The sequence below is a fragment of the Kitasatospora xanthocidica genome (assembly GCF_014656195.1).
In the GTDB taxonomy this organism is placed as follows: Bacteria; Actinomycetota; Actinomycetes; order Streptomycetales; family Streptomycetaceae; genus Kitasatospora; species Kitasatospora xanthocidica.
This window is the reverse complement of record NZ_BNBY01000006.1, coordinates 333,437-349,204: the sequence shown is the minus strand read 5'-3', so window position 1 is coordinate 349,204 and position 15,768 is coordinate 333,437. Positions and strand designations below refer to the sequence as shown.

11 protein-coding genes are annotated in these 15,768 nt (G+C 75.6%); 3 read left to right on the top strand and 8 right to left on the bottom strand.

The genetic code is table 11. The features are described from left to right. Positions 1-16: 16 nt before the first annotated feature. On the bottom strand, positions 17-871 hold the full coding sequence (locus tag IE332_RS13990; protein WP_189916123.1) for a bifunctional methylenetetrahydrofolate dehydrogenase/methenyltetrahydrofolate cyclohydrolase: 855 nt from the start codon (positions 869-871) through the stop codon (positions 17-19). Positions 872-1,419: 548 nt separating this feature from the next. Between IE332_RS13990 and IE332_RS13985 the strand changes: the two genes are divergently transcribed. Next, positions 1,420-2,022, top strand: a complete 603-nt coding sequence (locus IE332_RS13985; RefSeq protein WP_189916122.1) for a hypothetical protein — start codon at positions 1,420-1,422, stop codon at positions 2,020-2,022. A gap of 119 nt (positions 2,023-2,141) precedes the next feature. On the opposite strand, the gene purH is transcribed toward IE332_RS13985, so the two are convergent. Together purH and purN are read right to left on the bottom strand one after the other, a co-directional pair. After that, positions 2,142-3,719 carry a bifunctional phosphoribosylaminoimidazolecarboxamide formyltransferase/IMP cyclohydrolase gene (gene purH, locus IE332_RS13980; RefSeq protein ID WP_189916121.1) on the bottom strand — a complete coding sequence of 526 codons (1,578 nt, stop codon included), beginning with the start codon at positions 3,717-3,719 and terminating at the stop codon, positions 2,142-2,144. Further along, positions 3,716-4,375 carry a phosphoribosylglycinamide formyltransferase gene (gene purN, locus IE332_RS13975; RefSeq protein WP_189916120.1) on the bottom strand — a complete coding sequence of 220 codons (660 nt, stop codon included), beginning with the start codon at positions 4,373-4,375 and terminating at the stop codon, positions 3,716-3,718. The genes purH and purN overlap by 4 nt, the downstream gene beginning before the upstream one ends. A gap of 561 nt (positions 4,376-4,936) precedes the next feature. Here purN and IE332_RS13970 point away from each other — a divergent pair. Further along, the gene (locus IE332_RS13970) at positions 4,937-5,620 is read left to right on the top strand and encodes a hypothetical protein (protein ID WP_189916119.1); all 684 of its coding nucleotides are present in this window, start codon (positions 4,937-4,939) and stop codon (positions 5,618-5,620) included. Positions 5,621-5,657: 37 nt separating this feature from the next. On the opposite strand, the gene IE332_RS13965 is transcribed toward IE332_RS13970, so the two are convergent. Continuing rightward, complete coding sequence (locus IE332_RS13965; RefSeq protein WP_189916118.1) at positions 5,658-7,166, bottom strand: cell division protein PerM; 1,509 nt, start codon at positions 7,164-7,166, stop codon at positions 5,658-5,660. Positions 7,167-7,298: 132 nt separating this feature from the next. Between IE332_RS13965 and IE332_RS13960 the strand changes: the two genes are divergently transcribed. Then, positions 7,299-9,629 (top strand): LuxR C-terminal-related transcriptional regulator, encoded by a 2,331-nt coding sequence (locus IE332_RS13960; protein WP_189916117.1) that lies wholly within the window; start codon positions 7,299-7,301, stop codon positions 9,627-9,629. 61 nt (positions 9,630-9,690) lie between these two features. Here IE332_RS13960 and sucD read toward each other — a convergent pair whose 3' ends face one another. The 4 genes from sucD to IE332_RS13940 form a co-directional block, all read right to left on the bottom strand. Beyond that, entirely contained in the window at positions 9,691-10,581 is an 891-nt protein-coding gene (sucD, locus tag IE332_RS13955) for a succinate--CoA ligase subunit alpha (RefSeq protein WP_189916116.1), read from the bottom strand. A gap of 19 nt (positions 10,582-10,600) precedes the next feature. Beyond that, positions 10,601-11,773, bottom strand: a complete 1,173-nt coding sequence (sucC, locus tag IE332_RS13950) for an ADP-forming succinate--CoA ligase subunit beta (protein WP_189916115.1) — start codon at positions 11,771-11,773, stop codon at positions 10,601-10,603. A gap of 304 nt (positions 11,774-12,077) precedes the next feature. Next, the gene (locus IE332_RS13945; RefSeq protein WP_189916114.1) at positions 12,078-13,244 is read right to left on the bottom strand and encodes a VWA domain-containing protein; all 1,167 of its coding nucleotides are present in this window, start codon (positions 13,242-13,244) and stop codon (positions 12,078-12,080) included. Between the two features lie 39 nt (positions 13,245-13,283). Further along, complete coding sequence (locus tag IE332_RS13940) at positions 13,284-15,731, bottom strand: DUF5682 family protein (RefSeq protein WP_189916113.1); 2,448 nt, start codon at positions 15,729-15,731, stop codon at positions 13,284-13,286. Positions 15,732-15,768: the final 37 nt, after the last annotated feature.

The window sequence follows — 15,768 nt, the reverse complement described above, 5'->3', positions numbered from 1 at the left end:
CGCCGTCCCTGGGGTGTCAGATGCCGGCGCGGCGCTCGGCCGCCTCGACGATGTTGTTGAGCAGCATCGCGCGGGTCATCGGGCCCACGCCGCCGGGGTTGGGGGAGATCCAGCCGGCCACCTCGGCCACGCCCGGGTGGACGTCGCCGACGATCTTGCCCTCGCTGCGGCTGACGCCCACGTCCAGCACCGCCGCGCCCGGCTTGACGTCCTCCGGCTTCACCAGGTGCGGCACGCCGGCGGCGGCCACGATGATGTCGGCCTTGCGCAGGTGGGAGCTCAGGTCCCGGGTGCCGGTGTGGCACAGGGTCACCGTGGCGTTCTCGGACCGGCGGGTCAGCAGCAGGCCGATCGAACGGCCGACGGTGATGCCGCGGCCGACCACGACCACCTCGGCGCCGTCGATCTCGACGTCGTGGCGGCGCAGCAGCTCGACGATGCCCAGCGGGGTGCAGGGCAGCGGGCCCTCGATGCCGAGGGCGAGCCGGCCGAGCGAGGTCGGGTGCAGGCCGTCGGCGTCCTTGTCCGGGTCCATCAGCTCCAGGACCGGGTTCTGGTCCAGGCCCTTGGGCAGCGGCAGCTGGACGATGTAGCCGGTGCAGGTCGGGTCGGCGTTGAGCTCGCGGACGACGTTCTCGACGTCCTCCTGGGTGGCGGTGGCGGGCAGCTCGCGCTGGATCGAGGCGATGCCGACCTCGGCGCAGTCCTTGTGCTTGCCGTTCACGTACCAGCGGCTGCCCGGGTCGTCGCCGACCAGGACGGTGCCGAGGCCGGGCGTGACGCCCTTCGCCTTGAGGGCCGCCACGCGGGCGGCGAGTTCGGACTTGATCGCGGCGGCGGTGGCCTTGCCATCGAGAATCTGGGCAGTCATGACACCATTCTCCCGGATCGCGACCGGTCGCCGTACCACGGCCGGACGGGTGGCCGGACAGGTGGCCGGGCAGATGACCGGGCGGGTGGCCGGGCAGGCGACGGTGCGGGTGGCCGGGCAGGTGACCGGACGGGCACGAAGGTCCGCCGGACGTTGCGGTTGCGCCACAGTCTTGGCCCGGCCCGCGGAACCGGCTGGACACGGCGCCGCCGTCCGGATCACGATAAGCGGGCATCTCCGCCGCGACCGGCCCGGTGACGGGCCGACGGATCCCGCGGCGGTGCGTACCCGGGGGAAAGAGCCAGTGAGTCGACCACAGCAGTCCGAGCAGCCCGAACACCGCGGCGCCGTCCCGCCCGCGTCGGGCCCGTCGACGGTCCCGCTCCTCCGGTCCTCACCACGTCGCTGAGCCGACGGCGCCCGGCACCGCCGCCGGGCCGTCACCCCGCTCCGCTACCGTCCCGTCCGGTCGGCGACCCGACTCACCGACCGACACCGGGCCGCCCGCCGTCCCGTCCCCGCGTCCCCGTAACTGCCCGGAGGCATCCATGAGTTACCCGCCCGACCCGAACAACCCGTACGGCCAGCCGCCGGCCGCCCCCGGCTACGGCTACCCGCAGCAGGCCCCGCCGGCCGCGTACGGCTACCCGCAGCAGGCCCCGGTCTACGGCTACGCGCCGGCCGTGCCGCCGTCCATGCCGGGCCTGGTGACGACCGCGCGGGTGCTGCTGTTCGTGGTGGGCGGCGTGCAGGTGATCCTCGCGATCGCCTACCTGATCGGCGCCGCGGCCGCCAAGGACGCCAGCACCACCCTCAGCAGGACCACCACCAGCGACAACCCGTTCAGCGCGATCGGCGACGCCGCCGCGGGCATCGCGGTGGTCTTCGCGATCCTGTTCGCGCTGGCCGCCGCGCTCTCCATCACGCTGGGCGCGAAGTTCGGCAAGGGCGGCAACAGCGTCCGCATCACCACCATCGTCTACGGCTCGATCGCCTCGCTGCTGGGCCTGCTGATCCTGATCGGCGGGATCAACGTCGGCAGCGCCGCGCTGCTGGTCTTCGGCCTGCTGTGGCTGGCGATCTGCATCATCTGGATCAGCGCCATGTGCGTCCGGGACGGCGTCAACTGGTTCAACCGGCCGAGGTACTGACCGGCCCGCGCGACGCGCGAGAGCGGCCCGGCCCCTCCTCGGAGGGGCCGGGCCGCTCTGTCATGCCGTCACGCCGTCAGCGGGCCCGGCGGGCCCGTCCGGTCACGGCCGGACGCGGCTCAGTGGAAGAAGTGCCGCGCGCCGGTGAAGTACATGGTCACGCCGGCCTCGGCGGCCGCCGCGACGACCTCCTCGTCACGGATCGAACCGCCGGGCTGGACGATGGCCTTGACGCCGGCCGCGATCAGGATCGCCGGGCCGTCCGCGAACGGGAAGAAGGCGTCCGAGGCCGCGTACGCGCCCTTGGCCCGCTCGCCGGCCCGCTCGACCGCGAGCTTGCAGGAGTCGACCCGGTTGACCTGGCCCATGCCGACGCCGACCGAGGCGCCGTCCTTGGCCAGCAGGATCGCGTTGGACTTGACGGCCCGGCAGGCCCGCCAGGCGAAGGCCAGCTCGGCCAGCTCGGCCGCGGAGAGCGCCTCACCGGTGGCGAGCGTCCAGTTCGCCGGGTCGTCGCCCTCGGCGTGCACCCGGTCGGTCTCCTGCAGCAGCACGCCGCCGGAGATCGGGCGGACCTCCTGGCGGTTGGCCGGGGCCTCGGGGGCGAGCAGCACCCGCAGGTTCTTCTTGCGGGTCAGCACCTCCAGGGCGCCGTCCTCGTAACCCGGGGCCACGACGACCTCGGTGAAGATCGGGGCGATCTGCTCGGCCAGCTCGACGGTGACCGGGCGGTTGACCGCGATCACGCCGCCGTACGCGGAGACCGGGTCGCACTCGTGCGCCTTGCGGTGCGCCTCGGCGACGTCGGCGCCGGTCCCGATGCCGCACGGGTTGGCGTGCTTGATGATCGCGACGGCCGGCTCGGCGTGGTCGTACGCGGCACGGCGGGCGGCGTCGGTGTCGACGTAGTTGTTGTACGACATCTCCTTGCCGTGCAGCTGCTGCGCGCCGGCCAGGCCGCCGGTGCCGTCGCTGTACAGCGCGGCGCCCTGGTGCGGGTTCTCGCCGTAGCGCAGCACGTTCTGCCGCTCCCAGGTGGCGCCCAGGAACTCCGGGAAACGCTCGTCGCTGGGGGCGTAGCCGTCCTCGAACCAGGAGGCGACAGCCACGTCGTAGGCGGCGGTGTGGGCGAACGCGGCACCGGCCAGGCGCTTGCGGGTGGCCAGGTCGAAGCCGCCGTCCTGCACGGCCTGCAGCACGTCGGCGTAGCGGGCCGGGTCGACCACGACGGCCACCGAGGGGTGGTTCTTGGCGGCGGCGCGCACCATGCTCGGGCCGCCGATGTCGATCTGCTCGACGCACTCGTCCGGGGTGGCGCCCGAGGCGACGGTGGCCTTGAACGGGTAGAGGTTCACCACGACCAGGTCGAAGGGCTCGACGCCCAGCTCGGCCAGCTGCGCGCGGTGCGACTCCAGGCGCAGGTCGGCCAGCACTCCGGCGTGCACGCGCGGGTGCAGGGTCTTCACCCGCCCGTCCAGGCACTCCGGGAAGCCGGTGAGCTCGGAGACCTCGGTCACCGGGACGCCGGCGGCGGCGATCCGGCCCGCGGTGGAACCGGTGGAGACGATGGCGACCCCGGCGGCGTGCAGGCCCTGGGCCAGCTCCTCCAGACCGGTCTTGTCGTACACGCTGATCAGCGCACGACGGATCGGACGGATGTTCTCGGAGACAGGGGGGGTGGTGGAGCTGGCACTCATGCCGGGATCCATACCTTTCGGTCCTCGATGCGGTGACCCTCGCGGGCCAGCCGGCCCACGACGTCGACGAGCAGCTTGCGCTCGACAGTCTTGATGCGCTCGTGCAGCGCGTCGCCGCCATCGGCGTGGTCGGCGTCGACGACCTCGACGACGCCCTGCGCGATGATCGGCCCGGTGTCCACGCCGGCGTCGACCAGGTGGACGGTGCAGCCGGTGACCTTCACGCCGTACGCGAGCGCGTCGGTGACGCCGTGGGCGCCGGGGAAGGCGGGCAGCAGTGCGGGGTGGGTGTTGACGATCCGCCCGGCGAAGGCGGTGATGAACTCGGGGCCGAGGATCTTCATGAAACCGGCCGTGACGACCAGGTCCGGCTCGTACTCGGCGACGGAGGCGGTCAGCGCGCGGTCCCAGGCGGCCCGGTCCGGGAAGTCCTTCACCCGGTGGACGAAGCTCGGCAGGCCGGCCTTCGCGGCGCGCTCCAGGCCGGCGATCGCGTCCCGGTCCGCGCCGACGGCGAGGATCTCGGCGCCGTACGCCTCGTCCGCGACGGCGTCGATCAGCGCCTGCAGGTTGGTGCCGGAGCCGGAGACCAGCACCACCAGGCGGGCCGGTCCGGACGTACGGGGCGGGAAGTGCTGGGCGGGGGCGGCGGCCACTGCGCGATTCTCCGTAGGTCGGGCGCCGTGCGCTGGTACGTCCACCGGTGGTGGGGCCACTACGAACGGCAGGTCGAGCGAGGGGGAACACCAGGAGAACCCGCCGCGACGCGGGCCCCGGGGAACCGATGTGAGCTGCTGACCGTCACCACGATAACGGCTGGTCGGAGGGCCTCCGCACCCTCCTGGCGGCGCTACGCGCGTAGTTGAGACGGGGATCTCCCCGGCCCCGGCACCCGGGTCGCTCCCGGCCGACCGGACCCGACCGGCCCGGAGCCCGGGCCGCCGGTGGAGCGACGGACGGCTGCGGGATCATTGGAGGGCGCGGGCGACCGCGCCGACCGCCAGGCCCCCGGGCCGGGCTCCCCCGGAGCCGCGGCCGATGACTGACCGAGGACTGACGAAGGACCTTCCGAGGCCCGACCCGGGCCCGCACGGACGACCGGCCGACGGACGCCCGACGGGCCTGCCGGGCGACGACGGGTGCCCCCGACCGACGAACCGACGACCGACCGACCAGACCGACCAGACCGACCGGACCGACGAGGATTGGCTGAACCCATGAGCAGCGGCGACGACACCGACGAGCGCAACCCCTTCGCGCCGCCGCCGGCGGACGCCCCGGACCAGCCGTGGCAGCCGCGCAGCCCCTGGACCGGCGAGGGCCAGGACGGCGGCGGTCACGGTGGCGGCGGTCAGGGCGGCGGCCCGGGTGGCGAGCGCCCGCAGCTCCCGCCGCCGTGGGGCTCCGGCCAGGGCGACGGCAGCCCCGGCCAGCGGCCGCCGGCCCCGCAGCCGCCCCGGCTCGACCCCGCGAACCCGGCCCACCGCCGGGCCCGCAACGCGGCGCTGGCCGGGCCGTTCGCCCTGGTCTGCCTGTTCACCGGCTTCCACTGGATCGCCCTGCTGGTCGGACTGCTGGGCATCGTCTGGGGCATCGGCGCCCTGCGGAGCCCGAAGGGCACCCCGGCGGCGACCGCCGCCGCGGCGGGGCCGTTCGGTCCGGTCGGCCCGGCCGGGCCGGTCCCGATGGCCCCGGCGCCCAACCCGCTCACCCCGGCCGCACTCGCCGGCATCCTGACCGGCGCGATGACCGTCGTCGTCGCCATGTCGGTGATCGGCCTCAACTACCACTACCGCGACTACGTCACCTGCGTGCGGGACTCGCTGACCACGGTCGGCGCCGAGAACTGCGACCGGTACGCACCGCAGTGGTACGTGGACTTCACCGGCAACACCGAGTAGCCGCGGGCGGGCGAGCGAGCGGTCGGGGGCGCGGCCGTCAGTCGGCCGGGCCCCCGTTCAGGCCCCCGTTCAGGCCCTCGTCCAAGCCCTCGTCCGGGTCCGAGGCCCCGGCGGCCGGCCCCGACAGCCGCAGCACCAGGGCGTACGTCCGGGCGCGCAGCCCCAGCGCACCCCGGCGCGCCCGCCACGCGAGCCGGGCGTACGCGCCCTGCCCGGCCGCCGGGCCCCGGTCCGCCGGCTGAAGGCCCGCCGGCTGCTGCTCCGCCGCCGTTCGCTCCGCCGCCTGCCGAGCCGCCGCGCCGAGCACCTGATGCCGCACCAGCAGCGCGCCCGGCACCGCCACCAGCACCACCCAGGCCGCCGCCGCCAGGCCCGTCCACCACGGCACCGGCCCCAGCCGGACCATCCGCCCGCCCGCCAGCGCCCCACCGGACAGCCAGCCCGACAGCACCGCCGCCGCCCCGACCACCAGGGCCGTCGCCACCGCGGCCGCCACCGTCGCGGCCGGCGGCCACGGCTCGGGCCGGTCCTCGACCCCGCCGTCCGGACCCCGCAACCCCGCCGCCGCACGGCCCAGCAGCACCGCCGGCACCACCCCGGCCAGCAACGGCAGCACCAGCACCGCCCATCGCCAGCCGCCCGGCCCGTCGGCCGGCAGCAGGGCGAACAACGGGAAGTCCGGTACCGGCCCCAGCGCCGTCCCGGCCGGGGACACCACCGTCCCGGCCCCCACCGCGAACCCCGGGCCCAGCGCGTACGCCGCACCCCACACCAGCGCGTTCGGCAGCAGCACCAGCGAGAGCAGCGACAACCCCAGCAGCGCGGCGGGCCCGCCCCCGAGCAGCGCCATCCCGCGCCCGCCGCCGGCCACCGCGTCCAGCACCGCCGACACCGCCACCAGCACCCCGCCCGCCGCGACCAGCCCGGCCCCGGCCGCCGACGCCGCCGCCCGCACCACCGGCGCGGCACCGTCCGGACGGTACGGCGGCGGGAGCCGGTCCAGCAGGGAACCGGCGACCGGGGTGGCCCCGGTGCCGGCCGAGCGGACCCCGGCCGCCGTCGCCAGGGCGGCCACCAGCGCCACCACCAGGACGTCCCACACCACCCGGCTGCGGAACAGCCCGGCACCCGCGCAGTGCAACGCCACCACGACCGCCACCGCGCAGTACCCCGCCCACAACGCCACCGGACCGCCCCAGCGCGACCGCAGCCCGCGCCGCGCCGCCACCCCTGCACCCGCCCGGTGGAGCCGCACCACGGCCAGGGCGCCGAGCAGCAACGGAGTGACCGTCAGCGGGGCGTCCGCCTCCCCGCGCAGCACCGGCGCACCGTGCCCGAGCAGCCACAACACCCCCGCCAACCGGGTGGCGGCCGCCGCGCCGTCGTCCGCGTCCGGGGTCACCACCCAGAGCCCGAGCACCGGCACCCCGACCACCGCCAAGCCGACCAGCGCCGTCCGCACCCCCGCCAACAGGTCGGCCAGCGCGGGGCGTCCGCCCAGTTCTCCCGGCGCCTCCAGGATCGGACGGCCCATCAGCTGCGTCATGCGCCTCATGGTGCCAAGGCGACTCGCCATGCTCCGTGAAGCGGCAAACCGCCGCCGTGTCCCAGATTATTGGCTTATGCGCATTTTCAGACCCTGCCCCCAAGCCGCCGGCGCCCCGGCCCGGAGCGTCTGATGACCACGCCGCCCACCGCCGACTCCCCCACCCCCGAGCGCCACCGCGGGCCTGACCGCGGTGGCCAGGACACGGCCCGCCTCCTGCGGAAGCTGACCCCCCGTGAGGCCCAGACCCTCGCCCACCTCGCCGCCGGTCACGACCTCCCCCGCACCGCCGCCGCCCTCGGCGTCACCCCCACCACGGCCCGCAGCTACCTGCTGCGCGCCATGCGGAAGCTCGGCGCCCCCACCCAGGCCGAGGCCATCACCCTCGCCGCGGGCGCCCTCCCCGACGTCCCGGCCGCCCTCGGCCCCACGAACTTCGCCGGCCTCACCCCCTCCTCCCTCGGCCCGGCGACCAGGGCAGGCGGCGACGGCGAGGCCGCCGACACCACCACCGCCGACCAGCGGGAAAGCGCCACCCCGGCCGCCGAGCCGGGCGCCCGCACCCGCCGCGGCCCAACGGCGCGCCGTACCCGAGAAGAGCGCGAGGACCCGGCGCACACGCCCGCGCGCGAAGACCCACCCGCCCTCGCACCAGGGGCCGACCCGGCCGCCGACGCCGCACGAGGGCCCCGCCCGGCCCGGGACCAGCGCACCGGCCCGACGCACCCTGCCCCGGCCCCGCCGACCGCCGACGGGCACGGGCCCTCCGGTGCCGGGCCGGACCAGAGCGAGGCGGAACACGACAGCGCGGCACCCGGCCCCCTGGCTGTCCAGGCTCGGGAGGGTCAGCGGCCACAGGCCACCGCATCCGAGGACACCCGCCCCCCTTCTGCATCGGGCAACCGGCAGCCCCCGGCGGCCGCCGCGCGTACGACCTCATCGCCCGCACCAGCCGCCGACGGGCGGAGCCTGCCCGACCCGGCCGACACCGCGAAGCGCGCCGACGCCGTGCAGGAGCCCCCGGCCGCCACGGCCCCGACGAACCACCGGCCCTCGGCCCCTCTCCACCCCGCCTCGGCGGCGGGCGATCCGCAGCCCCCGGCCGCCGATCGGCGGAGCCAGGCGGGCCCCGGGGGTGCCGAAAGGCGTGGCGGCGGGGCCGGGGACGCCCGAGCCTCCACCATGGCGAAGGGGTCGCGGCGCCCCTCCGGGGTGGCGTCGGCCGGCTCGGGCGGGCCCGGTGACGGGGTGTCCCCGGCCGGGGCCCCGCGTCCCGGCACGGCGAGCGGAGAGCGGCAGCACCCCGCGGGTACGGAAGGGCACGGCGAGATGACGCAGACGGCTCCGGTCGCAGCAGCCGCGGGCGGGCGTGCCCGGACGGCCCCGGCCGTGTCCCCGCCACCCGCCGGGTCCGGGCCCGGACCCGTGCCCGCCGCCCGTCCGGTGCCGGGTTTCGAGGAGCTGTACGAGACCGCGCACACCCGTCTGGTCCAGCAGGTGTTCCTGCTGACCGCCTGTCGGCACCGGGCGGTGCACTGCGTGCGGCGGGCGTTCGGGGAGGCGCGGCGGGGGTGGCCGGCGGCGGCCGGGTCGGGGGACCCGGAGGGGTGGGTGCGGGTGCGGGCGTGCGAGTTGGCGTTGTCGCCGTGGCACCGGGGCGGCCCGCGGCGGGCGCACGCGTGGGGTCTGCCGCACCGGCGGATCAAGGTGCGGCCGGCGGACGAGTCGCAGGCGGTGCTGCCGGACCACGACCGGCTGACCGACCGGGACCGGGCGCTGTTGAAGGCGCTGAGGCGGCTGTCACGGCCGCAGCGCCGGGCGCTGGTGCTGCACGACGGGCTGGGGCTGCCGGCGGCGGCGATCGCGGTGGAGGTGGAGTCGACCCTGGCGGCCGCCGAGGGGCGGGTGTGGACGGCCCGGGCGGCGCTGGCGCAGTGGGTGCCGGACCTGGTGGGCCCGGATCCGGCGGCGCCGGGGTTCGCGGACGGGCTGAGCCGGTTGCTGCACCGGGCGGCGGTGCGCGGGTGTCCGGAGCCGCACCGGTCGCCGGTGCCGGTGCTGCGGGCCCGGCACCGGTTGTGGACGGCGAGCCGGACGGGCGCGGCGGCGCTGCTGACGGTGGCGGTGGGCGGGGCGACGCTGGCGACGTTGGCGGGGGTGCGGCCCGCGGTGCTGTTCCGGCCGCCGGCCCCGCCGGCGCCTTCGCTCTGCCTGCCCGCCGCCGAGGTGGCGGAGCCCGGGGTGCCGTTGTTGCCGGGCGGGGTGCCGAACGGCATCAGCAGCCTGTGGTGCAGTCCGGCGCCGGGGCTGGAGGCGGTGCTGGTGGAGCCGCACGCGCAGGCGGCGGCCCGCTGGGGGCTGCCGGGGTCGGCCCGGGGCGCGGACGCCCCGCCGCCGCAGGGGCCGTCGGCCTGTCCGTTGTGGGCGCCGCGGCCGTGTGCGACGGGGCCGAGGACGCGCTGAACGCGGCGAGCGCCCCCGCCCGGGGAGGGCGGGGGCGCTCGTCACGCGCTGAACGCGGGGATCAGGCCTGGGCGGCGATGATCTCGCGGGCCAGGCGGGCGGTCTCGGACGGCGTCTTGCCGACCTTGACACCGGCGGCCTCGAGGGCCTCCTTCTTCGCCTGGGCGGTGCCCGAGGAGCCGGAGACGATGGCGCCGGCGTGGCCCATGGTCTTGCCCTCGGGGGCGGTGAAGCCCGCGACGTAGCCGACGACCGGCTTGGTGACGTGCTCGGCGATGAAGGCCGCGGCACGCTCCTCGGCGTCGCCACCGATCTCACCGATCATGACGATGATCTCGGTGTCCGGGTCCTCCTGGAACGCCTTGAGGGCGTCGATGTGGGTGGTGCCGATGACCGGGTCACCGCCGATGCCCACGGCCGAGGAGAAGCCGATGTCGCGCAGCTCGTACATGAGCTGGTAGGTCAGGGTGCCCGACTTCGAGACCAGGCCGATCTTGCCGGAGCTGGTGATGTCGGCCGGGATGATGCCGGCGTTCGACTGTCCGGGGCTGATCAGGCCGGGGCAGTTCGGGCCGATGATGCGGGTCTTGTTGCCCTTGGCACCGGCGTACGCCCAGAAGGCGGCGGTGTCGTGCACCGGGACGCCCTCGGTGATGACGACGGCCAGGCCGATCTCGGCGTCGATGGCCTCGACGACGGCGGCCTTGGTGAAGGCCGGCGGCACGAAGAGGACCGAGACGTCGGCGCCGGTCTTCTCCATCGCCTCGGCGACGGAGCCGAAGACCGGGATCTCGGTGCCGTCGACGTCGACCGTGGTACCGGCCTTGCGCGGGTTGACACCGCCGACGATCTGGGTGCCGGAGGCGAGCATGCGGCGGGTGTGCTTCATGCCCTCCGCGCCGGTCATGCCCTGGACGATGACCTTGCTGTCCTTGGTAAGGAAGATAGCCATGGTGTGAAAGTCCCCTTCCTTACTTGTTGGCCAGCTCGGCGGCGCGGTCAGCGGCGCCGTCCATGGTGTCCACGCGCTGGACCAGCGGGTGGTTGGCGTCGTCGAGGATCTTGCGACCCAGCTCCGCGTTGTTGCCGTCCAGGCGGACGACCAGCGGCTTCGTGACGTTCTCGCCCTTGCTCTCCAGGAGCGCGAGGGCCTGCACGATGCCGTTGGCGACCGCGTCGCACGCGGTGATGCCGCCGAAGACGTTGACGAAGACCGACTTGACGTCGGGGTCGCCCAGGATGATCTCCAGGCCGTTCGCCATGACCTCGGCGGAGGCGCCGCCGCCGATGTCGAGGAAGTTGGCGGGCTTGACGCCGCCGTGGTTCTCACCGGCGTAGGCGACCACGTCGAGGGTGCTCATGACGAGGCCCGCGCCGTTGCCGATGATGCCGACCTGGCCGTCGAGCTTGACGTAGTTCAGGCCCTTGGCCTTGGCGGCGGCCTCGAGCGGGTTGGCCGCGGCCTTGTCCTCCAGGGCCTCGTGCTCCGGCTGGCGGAACTCGGCGTTCTCGTCCAGGGAGACCTTGCCGTCGAGCGCGATGATCTTGCCGTCACCGGACTTGATCAGCGGGTTGACCTCGACGAGGAGGGCGTCCTCCTTGATGAAGACGGTCCACAGCTTCTGCAGGACCTCGGCGACCTGGTCGGCGACCTCGGCCGGGAACTTCGCCGCGGCGACGATCTCGGCGGCCTTCTCCGGGGTGCAGCCCTCGTTGGCGTCGACCGGGATCTTGGCGAGCGCCTCGGGGTTCTGCTCGGCGACGACCTCGATCTCCACGCCGCCCTCGACGCTGGCCATGGCCAGGAAGGTGCGGTTGGTGCGGTCCAGCAGGAACGAGACGTAGTACTCGTCCTTGATGTCCGCGGTCTGGGCCAGCATCACCTTGTGAACGGTGTGGCCCTTGATGTCCATACCGAGGATCGCCTCGGCCTTGGCGACGGCGTCGGCCGGGTCGGCGGCGAGCTTGACGCCGCCGGCCTTGCCACGGCCGCCGACCTTCACCTGAGCCTTGACGACGGCGCGTCCGCCGAAGCGCTCGGCGATGGCGCGAGCGGCTTCGGGGGTCTCGATGACATCACCGTCAAGCACGGGCACGCCGTGCTTGGCGAAGAGGTCCCTCGCCTGGTACTCGAACAGGTCCACGTGTGTTCGTCCTTGTTCGTGGTCGCGGATTGTGTCTCTACGAGCGTGCCACGGCAGGATCTTCGCTGCGGGTCGTCGGGGCGGTGCGGGTACGCAGAGGTACGGCCTTGCGGCCCACACAGCCACGGGCGCACACGTCAATCAACACGCGCGTCACGTCCGTCTGGCAGGTTATCCCCGTGGGACGGGAGTCTTTCGCCCGGGGCCTGCCCGTCTTGGGTGAGAACCGTCACAGACAGGCCGGAGCGTCCCGGTGAACGCCCCGTCCACCGATCGGGTGGATTCGCCCGTACGGGTGAGGCCGTCACAGACCCGGCTCCGGCACCGGGATCGGACGCTTCTCGATGGCGGCCGCCATGATCCCGGGGAAGGCGTCCGGGGTGCAGGCGAAGGCCGGCGCGCCGAGGGCGGCCAGCGCGGCGGCGTGCGCGTGGTCGTAGGCGGGAGCGCCTTCGTCGGAGAGCGCGAGCAGGGCGATGAACTGGACCCCGGCCGCCTTCATCGCGGCGACCCGCTTGAGCATGCCGTCCCGGATGCCCCCTTCGTAGAGGTCGCTGATCAGCACGACGACGGTCTCGGACGGGCGGGTGATCTTCGACTGGCAGTAGGCCAGCGCGCGGTTGATGTCGGTGCCGCCGCCCAGCTGCGTGGCGAACAGGACGTCGACCGGGTCGGTCAGCTGCTCGGTGAGGTCGACCACCGAGGTGTCGAAGACGACCAGCCGGGTGTCCAGGGTGCGCATCGAGGCGAGCACCGCGCCGAAGACCGCCGAGTGCACGACCGAGGGCGCCATCGAGCCGGACTGGTCGATGCAGAGGATGACGTCCTTCTTCACCGCGCGCTGGGCGCGGGCGTAGCCGACCAGCCGCTCGGGGACGACGGTGCCGTGCTCCGGCAGGTAGTTCTTCAGGTTGGCCCGGATCGTGCGGTCCCAGTCGATGTCGCGGTGCCGGGGGCGATTGACCTTGGCGCTGCGGTCGAGGGCTCCGCCGAGGGTGGCCCGGGTGCGGTCGGCGAGCCGGCGCTCCAGGTCGGCGACCACCTTGCCGACCACGGCCCGGGCGGTCTCCCGGGTGGTCTCCGGCAGCGCGTGCTTGAGCGAGAGCAGGGTGCCGACCAGGTGGACGTCCGGTTCGACGGCCTCCAGCATCTCCGGCTCCAGCAACAGCCGGTCCAGGCCGAGCCGGGTGATCGCGTCCTGCTGCATCAGCTGGACGACGGTGGACGGGAAGTAGGTGCGGATGTCGCCCAGCCAGCGGGCCACCTGCGGGGCCGAGCCGCCCAGCCCGGCGCCGCGGCGGCCGCCGCGGCCCGCCCGGGCGCCCTCCTCGGGCGCGCCGCGGTAGAGCGCGGCGAGGGCGCCGTCCATCGCGGCGTCCCGGCCGCGCAGGGGGTGGCCGGTGCCGTCGGCCTCGCCGCCGAGCACCAGCCGCCACCGGCGCAGCCGTTCGTCGGTCGTGGGCGCTGCCATCTCGTCCTCCTTCAGGGGTCGGCCGGGTCGGCCGGGGTGTCAGGTGTCGCGGCCGGCGGGCTGCCGGGGGATCCGCGGGCGGACGCCGAGCAGCAGGGCCACCACGGGAACGGCGGCGTCGGCGCGGTCCCGGTCCAGTTCGCCGGCCGGGGCGAGGTCCGCCGGGGGTTCGCCGAGCGGGCCGGCCGCGACCCGGCCGCCGATGGTGGTGCGCACACCCGCTTCCAGCGCGGCGAAGGTGCGGCGCAGCAGCGGCAGGACGTCGGTGAAGACCTCGCCGCTCACCCCGGTCAGCCACTCGTCGAGCAGGGCGAGCAGCCGGGGGTCGTGCAGCAGCAGGGCGCCGCCGCCGGTGAGGAAGCCCTCGACCCAGCCGGCCGCGTCCGCCGGGGCGCTGGCGACGGACAGGACCAGCCGCAGTCGGCGGCCGGCCTCCTCGGAGTCGAGCCGGCCCTCGTCCAGCAGCAGTCGGACGGCCCGGCCGCGGAGCAGGCCGGGGGCGCCGGTGGCCGGTCCGCCGGACGGCTCGCGGGCGGCCAGCGAGCGCAGGGCGGCGGCCCAGCGGCCGGTCAGGCCGTCGGGGTCGTACGGATCGTCCCGGTCGGCCTGGCCATGTTGGCCGGCTTGGTGATCCGGGCCGTCTTGGCCGTTTTGGCCGTCTGGGCCGTCTCGGTGGTCCGGGCCGTCCGGGCTCCAGGCCCGCGGCGCGGCGGAGGTCAGCAGCCCGATCGCGCCGTGCACCTCGTCGAGGCGGGCGCGCATCGCCGTCGCGCCCTCCGCGTCCAGGCCGACGCAGGCGGACGGCAGTCCGACGCAGACCCGCTCGGCCAGGCCCGCCGCCGCCTCGGCGAGCGCGCCGTGGTCGGTGCCGCGCACATCGCCGTAGCGCAGCGCGCGGACCAGGGCGGGCAGCGCGCCCGCGAGGTGCGCGACGTCGGTGTCCAGGGCCGCGCAGTCGGCGAGCACCCGCATCACGGCGGGCAGCGCGCCGGACAGCCCGGCCAGCAGGCAGGACTCCACCAGGCCGGTCAGCTCGGCGAGTTCGACGGCCGCGCGGGCGGTGCCGACGGCCTTGTTGCCGGCCGCCTCCTCGACCGTGGTGCCCCACTGGGCGGCCTCGGCGATCCGGACCGCGAACTCCGGCTGCCAGCACAGCCGCCAGCTCTCCCGGAAGGTGCCGGTCGAGGTGACCGTGGAGCGGGCGGGCACGCCCCAGTCCACGCCCAGCAGCCGAAGCCGGTGCAGCAGCCGGGAGCGGGCCGCGTCGTTCTCCTTGCGCAGGTCGAGGTCGACCTCCTTCGGCGCGGCCTCGGGCTTGAGCCGCAGCGAGCGCTGCAGCCGGGCGAGGTCGCGCTGCAGCGGCACCGCCGGTGCGGTGTCCGGGACCTCGCCGAGCTGGTCGCCGACCACCAGGCGGTCCCGGACGAGCTCCAGGGCGACGTCCGAGCCCTCGCAGAGCACCGCGCGCACGGCGTCCAGGGTCTCGGTCAGCCCGGCGAGCGGGCGGCCGCGCATCACCGCCAGGGTCTCGGCGAGGCGCACCGCCTCGATCACGTGGGCGGAGGAGACCGGGTGGTCCTCGGCGCGCAGCAGGTCGGCGGCCCGGGTGAGCCAGCGCGGCACCGGGTCGCCGTCGGTGGTGAACAGGTGGTGGTACCAGCCGGGGGACTCCACGCCCGCGCCGTAGCCGGTGGCCTGGGAGAGCCTGCGGTGCGTCCACGGCACCCAGGTGATGTCCGTCCGGACCTTCTTCGGCAGCCCGGCGAGCAGCGCCCGGTCGTGCGCGACGGTGGGCATCGTCTCCAGCGCGGGGACGTGGAAGGCCCCGCAGACCACGGCGATCCGCTCGTGCCCGGCCCGGCGGGCGGCGCGGATCTGCTGGCGCATGTACGCCTCGCGCAGCAGGTCCCGGCGGGACTCGCCGAGGCCCTCGGCGCGCAGCGCGCCCATCGCCTCGGCGACGGCGGCGAACGGCGCCAGCGCGTCGGTGCCGGGCGCGCGGTGCTCGACCACGTCCTCCCACCAGCGCTCCGGGTCGTCGTGCCCGGCCGCCTCGGCGAGCAGCGCCACCGGGTCGGCGGGCGGCGCGGCCGGGCCGTCGTGGCCGGCGCCGTCCTCGGCAGCGGCGTCCGCGGCGTCGTCGACGTCGACGTCGGGCGCTGGCGCGAAGCCGTACCCGGCGGGCAGGTCGATGAAGCGCACCGGCAGGTCGTGCGCCACGGCGTGCCGGATCGCCACCCACTCCGGGGAGAACTCGGCGTACGGCCAGAAGGCCGCCTTCGCCGGGTCGTCCACCGCGTGGGCGAGCAGCGCGACCGGCGGCACCAGGTCCTTCTCGGCAGCCAGGTGGACGATGCCGTCGGCCTCCGGCGGGCCCTCGATCAGCACCGCGTCCGGCCGCCACCGCGCCAGTGCGGCGGCCACCGCCCGGGCCGAGCCGGGGCCGTGGTGGCGGATGCCGAGCAGGGCGACCTCACCGGCGCTCATGCCCCCACCTCGCTACGCTCGGCGGGCGCTCCGCGCA

What these genes read in the sequence shown, in the direction of transcription:
- IE332_RS13990 (WP_189916123.1), bottom strand. Translation starts at nt 871, where the DNA reads ATGACTGCCCAGATTCTCGATGGCAAGGCCACCGCCGCCGCGATCAAG.
- IE332_RS13985 (WP_189916122.1), top strand. Translation starts at nt 1,420, where the DNA reads ATGAGTTACCCGCCCGACCCGAACAACCCGTACGGCCAGCCGCCGGCC.
- purH (WP_189916121.1), bottom strand. Translation starts at nt 3,719, where the DNA reads ATGAGTGCCAGCTCCACCACCCCCCCTGTCTCCGAGAACATCCGTCCG.
- IE332_RS13970 (WP_189916119.1), top strand. Translation starts at nt 4,937, where the DNA reads ATGAGCAGCGGCGACGACACCGACGAGCGCAACCCCTTCGCGCCGCCG.
- IE332_RS13965 (WP_189916118.1), bottom strand. Translation starts at nt 7,166, where the DNA reads ATGACGCAGCTGATGGGCCGTCCGATCCTGGAGGCGCCGGGAGAACTG.
- IE332_RS13960 (WP_189916117.1), top strand. Translation starts at nt 7,299, where the DNA reads ATGACCACGCCGCCCACCGCCGACTCCCCCACCCCCGAGCGCCACCGC.
- sucD (WP_189916116.1), bottom strand. Translation starts at nt 10,581, where the DNA reads ATGGCTATCTTCCTTACCAAGGACAGCAAGGTCATCGTCCAGGGCATG.
- IE332_RS13945 (WP_189916114.1), bottom strand. Translation starts at nt 13,244, where the DNA reads ATGGCAGCGCCCACGACCGACGAACGGCTGCGCCGGTGGCGGCTGGTG.
- IE332_RS13940 (WP_189916113.1), bottom strand. Translation starts at nt 15,731, where the DNA reads ATGAGCGCCGGTGAGGTCGCCCTGCTCGGCATCCGCCACCACGGCCCC.